Here is an 8591-nt window from a genome sequence, read left to right on the forward strand (position 1 = left end):
CAGCCCGTCGCCGCCGCCGTCACCCTGGTCTGCTGCGGCGGATTCGCCGTCGCGGGCGGGCTGTTCGCGGCGGGGCGGACCGCCCGGCGCACCGGCGCGGCGTTCGTCGCCGCCGCCGCGGCGTGGGCCGTCACCTGGGCGGCGGCCTGGAACGCGGGCGCGGCTCCGCTGGTGTCGGTGTTCGCCCAGTCGGTGTTCTTCCTCGCCGTCGGCATCGGCGTGCTGCTGTACCCGGCCGGGCGGCTGGAGGGCGCCGCCGCGAGGCTCTGGACCGCCGCCGCCGTTCTGATCATGATCGGCGGGCAGGCGCTGCTGTGCGCCGTCTCCCGCCCGGCCTGGAACGGCTTCGCGGCGTCGGCGACCTGGCCGGCGCTGCGGCCCGGGCACGAGGTGTTCCACGGCGTCCAGCGGGGCCTGGCGGGCGCGATGGCGGTGCTGGCCGGCGCGCTCGTGGTGATCCTGGTGGCCCGCCTGCCGCGCACGGGGCGGCTGGACCGCGCGCTCGCCGTCCCCGTCGCGGTCGCCGTGACGTTCGGCGTCACCGGCGCCCTGGTGGTCCAGAGCACGCTCATCGGCAGCGACCCCGACCTTGCGGACGTGCTGGACGTGTACCTCTTCCAGGGCGTCTTCGCGACGGTGCTGCCGCTGGCGTTCCTCGGCACCGCGCTGCGCGCGCGGCTGGCCGAGCTGACCGTCGCCGAGCGGATGCAGCGCCTGCTCGCCGACCCCGTGTCGGTGGCGCGCGTCCGCGACGCGCTCCGCGCCGTCCTGGGCGACGGCACCCTGGACCTGTGGATGTGGGCGGACGGCGGCTACGTCGACGTGGACGGCCGCCGCATGAGCGACGCGCCCGGAGGCGCGGCGGGACGCTGGCGGCACCGGGTCCGCACGTCCGGCGGCGAGCCCCTCGCCACCGTCGACCTCGCCGCCGCGCTCCGCGACCACGAGCCGCTCGTCGAGGCGGCGCTGGTCGCGGGCGGCCGCGCGCTGGAGACCGTCCGCCTCCAGGCCGCCGCGCAGGCCAACCTGGAACGGGCGCGCGAGGCGCGCGAGCGCCTGGTGCGGATCCAGGCGGCCGAGCGCGAGCGGCTCGCCGCCGACCTGAAGTACAGCGCGCAGCAACGGCTCCACGCCCTGGAGGAGATGCTCGTCCGGCTGGAGGCCGCGGCGGCCGACCCGCGGGCCCGCGAGCAGGCCCGGACCTGCCGCGCCGAGCTGGCCGAGGCGGTCGCCGAGCTTGAGGCCCTGGCCCGCGGCATGCACCCGGCGATCCTCGCCGACGCCGGGCTGGCCCCGGCGATGGAGCTGGTCGCCACCCGCACGCCCGTGCCCGTCCATCTCGACATGCCCGCGGACCGGTTCCCGCCCGAGATCGAGTCGACGCTCTACTTCGCGCTCTGCGAGGCCCTCACCAACGCCCTCAAGCACGCCCGGGCCGACGCGATCCACCTGACCGTCCGCCCGGGACCGGGCGGGATCGCCGCCGAGGTCCGCGACGACGGCGTCGGCGGCGCCGCCCCGGACCCGGGCGGCGGCCTGGCGGGTCTCACCGACCGGGTCCGCGCGCTGCGGGGGCGCGTCACCGTCGAGAGCCCGCCCGGTGAGGGCACCGCGGTCCGCATCGTCCTGCCGTCCGGAGAGGGCGCCTGACCCCGCCGCGACCCGGCGCGCGGTCAGGAGGGGGTGTTGCGGACGATCGGCAGGAGGTAGCGGCGGGCGAAGGCGCGGGCGCCCGCGTCGTCGAGGGGGATGTGGCCGTCCGGGGTGAGGACGAGGGAGTGCGTGAGGCGGACCAGGATCTCCGCGACGACCTCGGGGTCGACGTCCGCCGGGGCGGCGCCGAGGCGCTGCGCGGTGCGCAGCCGGCCGGCGAGGTAGCCGCGGGCGGCGGCGAGCAGGGGGCCGGCCTTGACCGTGGAGTGCGGCAGGAACAGCTCGGGTTCGACGAACATGAGGCGGGTCATGAGCCGCTGCTCCCGGCTGATGCGCAGGGTGACGGCGAAGCCCTCGACGAGGCGCTCCTCCAGGGTGGGCAGCGCCGCGACAGCCTCGTCCAGCTCGGCGAAGAAGCGCCGCGCCTCCCGGAGCAGGACGCCGGTGACGAGGTCGTTCTTGGTGGGGAAGCGGCGGTAGATCGTGGCGCGGCCGAGGCCGGACTCGCGCGCGACGTCGTCCATGGTGGTGCGGCGCGGCCCGTAGGTCTCGAAGGACCGCAGGGCGGCGTCCAGGATGCGGTCGGTCTGCGGCTCGCTCTCGGGGCCGCCGGTGAGCAGGCTCCGCAGGAGTTCGTCGTCGCTCGTCATCGTGCGGCCGACTCTAGCCGCCGCGCGCCCGCCCGTCCGAGCGGAGGGCGCGGGCGGCGACGGGGGAGACCCGCAGCGGGGCCGGGGTCGCGGCGTGGGCGAGCCGCGCGCCGCGCGCGAAGACCTCGAAGCGGCGCTGGTCGGACCTCGACCAGCGCAGGCCGAACCGCGCTCGCAGGACGGGCGGGAGCGAGGCGATGCCGGTCGCGCGCAGCAGCCGCGTCGGCGGGAGCGCGAGCCCCGTCCAGGCGGCCCTCGGCAGCGGCCAGAACGGGGGCGGCGGCAGCGGCTCGCGGTCGAGCCGCATGAGCTGGTCGACGGTCGCGTTGCGCTCCAGGCGGTCCTCGACCATGCCGTCGAAGTAAGCGCGGAAGGCGGCCGGCCCGTCCGGCAGGTGCCGTCCGGTTCCGCGACGCCCGCGCCCACCACGGGGTGCGCGACCTGGAGGAGCAGGGTGGACCTGCTGGTGAACACGCCGCGCCAGTCGCCCGCGTAGCGCCAGGTGAGAGACGAGGGGCCGGGGATGGCGCCCGCCGGTCGCGGATCCGGGGGGCGGGGAGTCGAGGCGTCGCATGGGCCCTCGCCGTCGGTGAGACGATAGTACGGATTTCGTATCACCGTACGGGAGCGGGGGGCAAGGGCCCCGAACGCGGCACGCGGGTTCAGCGTGCGGAGAGCGCTTCGAGGGCCTGCTCGGTGGTCGGGTGGGCGATGAGGTGCCGGTCCAGGCCGCTGCGTTCGATGATCGTGCGGAACCGGCGCTCCGGGCGGGCGAGGACGAACTCGCCCCCGGCCGCGTGGGCGGCCTTCCAGAGAGTGATCATCGCGTTCAGCCCCGAGGAGTCGCAGAAGGTCACCTCGCCGACGTCCAGGACGATCAGCGGCGGCCCGCTCATGGCCCGCATGTCGGCCAGGACGTGCTCGCGCAGCGCGTCGGCCGTGAGGATCGTGAGCTCCCCCTCCGCCTCTACGAGCAGGCACGGGCCGCGGACGTCGCTGCGGACGCGCAGCGGATCGACGGGGGTCCCCTCCGGCGTCTGGCCGGCTCCGATGGACATGACGATCACCTCCCGTAGTCGCAAGGTTGCGGAGTACCCGTGAAAGGAGAGGTCATGCCGGTTCCCGGGCGGGCCTGCCGGCGCCCGCCCGGGAACCCCGGCGGGGCGGGGCTCAGGCGACGTCGCGGCGGCGGAAGGCGGCCAGCCCGGCCGCGGTCGGGGCGGCCGCCACCGCGGTGAGCGCGAGGAGGGGGAGCGGGCCGGCGTCGCCGCCGGGCAGCTTCGGGGTGTGGGTGAAGGGGGACAGGTCCATCACCGCCTGCGGGAGCCCCAGCAGCGGCCCCACCTGGCCGAGGAGCAGGAAGACGGCGAGGATCCCCCATCCGGCGGCCGCCGCGCGGGGGAGTGCGCCGAACAGCAGCATCGCGGTGGCGGCGACGACCCAGACCGCCGGGAGTTGGGCCAGCGCCGCGCCGAGCTGGCGCGGAACCTGACCGGTCAGGTCGCCGGAGCGGGCGCCGTGGACCAAGCCCACGGCCAGGCCGGTGGCGGTGAGCATGACGACCGTCCCCGCGACGGTGTTCGCCAGGCCGGCCACGGCCCAGCGGGTGCGGCCGACGGCGGTCGCGAGCACCGGCTCCAGGCGCCCGCCGCTCTCCTCGGCGCGCAGCCGCAGGACGCTCTGGACCGCGTAGGCCGCGGTGAACAGTGCCATGAGCCCCATGGCCGTGGCGAGGAACGCGTCCGCGATGTCCTGCTGGCCGCCCATCTTGCGGATGTCGTCCAGCACGGCGTCGCTGCCGTTGACCAGGTCGCCGACGCCGTCCGCGACGCCGCCGATCGCCAGCCCGTACACCAGGAACCCGGCGGACCAGCCGAGCAGCGTGCCGCGCTGCAGCCGCCACCACAGGGTGAAGGGGCCGCGCAGGGACGGCGGGGCGTGCGCGGGGCCGAGGGAAGGGGCGAGGACCCCGGCGCCGAGGTCGCGCCGCTCGGTCAGCAGGTAGGCGGCGGCGACCAGCAGCGCGAACGCGGCGAGGGGAAGCAGCAGGACGGCCCACTGCTCGTCCGCGCACGGCCGGACGCGCTGCGCCCAGCCGATCGGCGACAGCCACGACAGCCAGTGCGCCGAGCCCGCGTCGGCCACGCCGCGCAGCAGGTAGGACGCGCCGAGGACGGCGAACGCCAGGCCGTTGGCCAGCCGGGAGGTCTCGGCGAGCTGGGCGGTGAGCGCCGCGACGCCGGAGAACACCAGCCCCGCGCCGAACCACGACAGGCCGAACGCGACCGACCCGGCCGCCGGCATCCCGAAGAGGATCATGACGAGGGCGGCCACGGCCGCCAGGGCGCCGGCGGCGGTCACGGCGGTCAGCAGGGCCGCGGTGAGCGGCGCGCGGCGCCCGACCGCCGCCGCGCCGACCAGCTCCAGCCGGCCGGCCTCCTCCTCGGCGCGGGTGTGCCGGACGACCAGCAGGACGCACATGACGCAGGTGAACGCGGCGCCGGTCGCGCCGATCCGCCACGCGCTGAGCCCCGCGAAGCCGCCGTCGTTCAGGACGGGCCCGTAGAGCGCCCGCGTGGAGGGGTTGTCGTTGATGCCGCGCGCGAAGCTCGCGAGCGCCGACGGCGTGTCGTACTCGTGCTTGAAGCTGTAGACGGTGCTGGAGACGAGCGCGGTCAGCCCGTAGATCCAGGCGGGCACCATGACGCGGTCGCGGCGCAGCCAGATCTTCATCAGCATGCCGGTGCCCGCGAGGCCGCGGTCGCGGCCGGCGGCCCGCGCCGGGGCGTGCAGGGTGGTGGCGGTCATGACGCGGCCTCCCCGGCGAGGTCGTCCTCGTAGTGGCGCAGGAACAGCTCTTCGAGCGTGGGCGGCCGGCTCGTCAGGGTGCGCACGCCGATCCGGGTGAGCTCCTTGAGCGCGGCGTCCAGCTCGGGGGTGTCGACCTCGAACGCGATGGTGGTGCCGTCGATGCGGACGTCGTGCGCCCCCGGCAGCGGGACGCCGTCCGGGACGGCGGCGAGCTCGGCGTGGATCGACGTGCGGGTCAGGTGCCGCAGCTCGTCGAGCGTGCCGGTCTCGACCGTCCGGCCCTTGCGGATGATGGTGACGCGGTCGCAGAGCGCCTCGACCTCGCTGAGGATGTGGCTCGACAGCAGGACGGTGCGCCCGCCGCGCCTCTCCTCCCGGACGCACTCCTGGAAGACCTCCTCCATGAGCGGGTCGAGGCCCGAGGTGGGCTCGTCCAGGATGAGCAGCTCCGCGTCGGACGCGAACGCCGCGACGAGGGCGACCTTCTGCCGGTTCCCCTTGGAGTAGGCGCGGCCCTTCTTCTTCGGGTCGAGCTCGAAGCGGCCGAGCAGCTCGTCGCGCCGGCCCCCGTCGAGCCCGCCGCGCAGCCGTCCGAGCAGGTCGATGACCTCGCCGCCGGACAGGTTCGGCCACAGCGTGACGTCGCCCGGGACGTAGGCGATGCGGCGGTGCAGGGCGGTGGCGTCGCGCCACGGGTCGCCGCCGAGCAGGCTCGCGGCGCCGGAGTCGGCGCGCATCAGCCCGAGCAGGATGCGGATGGCCGTGGACTTCCCGGCGCCGTTCGGGCCGAGGAACCCGTGCACCTCGCCGGGCGCCACGCGCAGGTCGAGGCCGTCGAGCGCGCGCGTCGGGCCGAACGTCTTGACCAGGCCTTCGGCCCGGATCACGTCAGTCATCGTCGTCTCCCTTGAGACCGGCCTCGTACCGGTCCATCGCCGCGTGGGCGCGCGCGACGGTGTCCCGGTCGAGCATCCGGTCGTCGAAGATCTCCAGGATCGCGCGGCGCAGCCGCAGCGACCCCTCGGGGGTGAAGGTGTCGGTGCCGAGGACCCGGCTGAGGTGCTGGTGCAGCACCTCGATCCCCGTCGTCATCGCGACGATCGCGGCGGCGTAGGCCCGCGCGTCGCGGGTGGTGGGCGACGCGGTCCCGGGCGGCGGGTCGGCCAGGTACCGCTCGGTGACCGCGACCAGGTCGTCGAACATGCGGGCCGCCGCCGCCGAGCCGTCGACGAGCGCGCGGGCCAGGTAGCGCCGGACGGGCAGGTCGGTCCGGACGGTCGCGGCCAGGAAGCCGGGGTCGCCCATCGCCTCGCCGGCGGCCGTCGAGCTGAGCCGGCGGACCGTGTCGAGCGCGTAGGCGTCGCACGCCTCGCGCAGTTCCTCCTTCGAGCCGAAGTGGTGCTGGACGAGCCCGACCGACACCCCGGCGGCCTCGGCGATGCCGCGGAACGTCGCGCCCTTCGTGCCGTGCTCGGCGAACTGCAGCAGCGCCGCGTCCCGGATCTTCGCCCGCGCCGTCAGGTCCTCGGGCGCCGGGCCCGCGGTCCGGCCGGTCCTCGCCATCCCCGCCTCCAATACGAACGTTCAATTTCCAATACGAATGTATACCATACGTCTGTATTGTCAATGGGTGCGAGCGGGCGGTGTCGGGCATTGAGGGGGCGAGTTAGCTTAGGCTAGCCTTACCACGTGCCTCCCCCCGTGCGAGAACGCCCGCCGAGAACCCCGGAACGGCGGGGGCCGTCGCGCGCTGCGCATCCGTGGGGGCTGGGCCTGCTGGCGGCGGTGCTGCTGCTGACGGTCGGGGCGAGCCTCGCGATCGGTGCCGGAGACGTCCCGCTCGCGGACGTGCTCCCCGGCGTGCTTTCCCCGGACGACGGCTCCCGGGCGCAGCTGATCGTCCACGAGCTGCGGCTGCCCCGCACGCTCCTCGGCGTCGCCGTCGGCATGGCGCTCGGGCTGGCGGGCGCCGTGATGCAGGCGCTCACCCGCAATCCGCTCGCCGAGCCGGGCCTGCTCGGCGTGAACGGCGGCGCGGCCCTCGCGGTCGTCCTCGTGATCGGCGCGTTCCGCGTGGACGACCTGCTCGTCTACGTGTGGGCGGCCTTCCTGGGAGCGGCGGGCGCGGCGGCCCTGGTCCACCTGATCGGCGCCCGGGGGCGCGGCGGCGCGTCCCCGGCGCGGCTGGTGCTCGCCGGAGCGGCCGTCAACGCCGTCTTCAGCGCGATGACGGCAGGCGTGATGCTGTTCACCCCGCGCACCTTCGGCGGCTTCCGGTTCTGGCAGGTCGGCACGCTCGGCGGCCGCGACGTGCCGGTCTTCCTGCGCGTCCTGCCGTTCATCGTCGCCGGGACGCTGCTCGCGCTGGCGCTCGCCCGCCCGCTGAACGCCCTCGGCCTGGGCGAGGACGCGGGCCGCGCGCTCGGCTCCCGTCCCGGCAGGACCAGGGCGCTCGGGGCGCTCGCGGTGGTGCTGCTGTGCGGGGCGGCCACGGCGGCGGCAGGGCCCATCACCTTCCTCGGGCTGGCCGTCCCCTTCATCGTCCGGACGGCGGTGGGCCCGGACCAGCGGCTCGTCCTGCCCTACTCGCTGCTGCTGGCGCCCGTCCTTCTGCTCGGCGCGGACATCCTCGGCCGCGTCGTCGCGCCCGGAGAGCTGGAGACCGGCATCGTCACCGCGTTCCTTGGGGCGCCGCTGTTCGCGGTGATGGTCCGGAGGGGGAGGACGCGCGAGCTGTGAGAGTCGTCCGGGCGGCCGGGGTGTCGCTGCGATGGGAGCCGCGCTCGGCGGCCGTGTGCGGAGCGCTGGCGGCGGTCGCGGCGTGCGCCGCCGTCCTCGTCGTCGGCTCGGGGGAGTTCCCCATCGCGCCGCCGGACGTGGTGCGCGTCCTGCTCGGCAAGGGCGACCCCGCCACTGACTTCATCGTCACGACCCTGCGCCTGCCCCGCGCCGTCACCGGCCTGCTCGCCGGTCTGGCGCTCGGCCTCTCCGGGGCCGTCTTCCAGAGCATCTCCCGCAACCCGCTCGGCAGTCCCGACCTCATCGGCTTCACCACCGGCTCGGCGACCGGCGCGCTGCTGCAGATCCTCGTGTTCGGCGGCGGCGCCGTCGCGGTCACCGCCAGCTCGGTCGCGGGCGCGGTGCTGACGGCGCTCGCGGTGTACCTGGTCGCCTACCGCCGGGGCGGGGGCGTGCACGGCGTCCGGCTCGTGCTGATCGGCGTCGCGGCGGCGGCGATGCTGGAGGCGCTCAACTCCTACCTCATCACCCGCGCCGAACTGCGCGACGCCTACGAGGCCGCGTTCTGGCTGACCGGCAGCCTGAACGGGCGGGACTGGGACCAGGCCGTCCCGCTGGCGCTCGCGCTGGCCGTGCTCGTCCCCGCGGCGCTGCTGCCGGCCCGGTCGCTTGGCATGCCCGGGCCCGCGTTTTGACCTGCGATAGGACGGGTTTCGGGGCTTGGCGGCGTGCGTGGCG

Annotated in this window: 9 protein-coding genes; 3 read left to right on the forward strand and 6 right to left on the reverse strand. The window is 75.8% G+C overall.

Going from position 1 to position 8591, the window contains the following annotated elements; all coding sequences use genetic code 11:
* On the forward strand, positions 1-1650 hold a 1650-nt coding region (locus AB0K37_RS38110; RefSeq protein ID WP_363989952.1), incomplete at its 5' end, for an ATP-binding protein.
* 23 nt (positions 1651-1673) lie between these two features.
* Here AB0K37_RS38110 and AB0K37_RS38115 read toward each other — a convergent pair.
* From AB0K37_RS38115 to AB0K37_RS38140, 6 genes are all read right to left on the reverse strand, one after another.
* Positions 1674-2303: a TetR family transcriptional regulator gene (locus tag AB0K37_RS38115; RefSeq protein ID WP_363989955.1), complete on the reverse strand. Its 630-nt coding sequence runs from the start codon at positions 2301-2303 to the stop codon at positions 1674-1676.
* A 13-nt stretch (positions 2304-2316) separates the two neighbouring features.
* Positions 2317-2877, reverse strand: coding sequence for an oxygenase MpaB family protein (locus tag AB0K37_RS38120; RefSeq protein ID WP_363989958.1), 561 nt, complete (start codon positions 2875-2877; stop codon positions 2317-2319).
* A gap of 88 nt (positions 2878-2965) precedes the next feature.
* Positions 2966-3361: an STAS domain-containing protein gene (locus AB0K37_RS38125; protein WP_363989960.1), complete on the reverse strand. Its 396-nt coding sequence runs from the start codon at positions 3359-3361 to the stop codon at positions 2966-2968.
* Between the two features lie 112 nt (positions 3362-3473).
* Positions 3474-5111 carry an ABC transporter permease gene (locus tag AB0K37_RS38130; protein ID WP_363989962.1) on the reverse strand — a complete coding sequence of 546 codons (1638 nt, stop codon included), beginning with the start codon at positions 5109-5111 and terminating at the stop codon, positions 3474-3476.
* Complete coding sequence (locus tag AB0K37_RS38135) at positions 5108-6010, reverse strand: ABC transporter ATP-binding protein (protein ID WP_363989965.1); 903 nt, start codon at positions 6008-6010, stop codon at positions 5108-5110. Before AB0K37_RS38135 ends, AB0K37_RS38130 begins: the two co-directional genes overlap by 4 nt.
* Positions 6003-6677 (reverse strand): TetR family transcriptional regulator, encoded by a 675-nt coding sequence (locus AB0K37_RS38140; protein ID WP_363989967.1) that lies wholly within the window; start codon positions 6675-6677, stop codon positions 6003-6005. The genes AB0K37_RS38135 and AB0K37_RS38140 overlap by 8 nt, the downstream gene beginning before the upstream one ends.
* Positions 6678-6803: 126 nt before the next feature.
* Here AB0K37_RS38140 and AB0K37_RS38145 point away from each other — a divergent pair, with 126 nt between their 5' ends.
* Both AB0K37_RS38145 and AB0K37_RS38150 read left to right on the forward strand, forming a co-directional pair.
* On the forward strand, positions 6804-7853 hold the full coding sequence (locus AB0K37_RS38145; protein WP_363989970.1) for an iron chelate uptake ABC transporter family permease subunit: 1050 nt from the start codon (positions 6804-6806) through the stop codon (positions 7851-7853).
* Positions 7850-8548 carry an iron chelate uptake ABC transporter family permease subunit gene (locus tag AB0K37_RS38150; RefSeq protein WP_363989973.1) on the forward strand — a complete coding sequence of 233 codons (699 nt, stop codon included), beginning with the start codon at positions 7850-7852 and terminating at the stop codon, positions 8546-8548. Before AB0K37_RS38145 ends, AB0K37_RS38150 begins: the two co-directional genes overlap by 4 nt.
* Positions 8549-8591: the final 43 nt, after the last annotated feature.

This window comes from Actinomadura sp. NPDC049753, from assembly GCF_040674655.1.
In the GTDB taxonomy this organism is placed as follows: domain Bacteria; phylum Actinomycetota; class Actinomycetes; order Streptosporangiales; family Streptosporangiaceae; genus Spirillospora; species Spirillospora verrucosospora.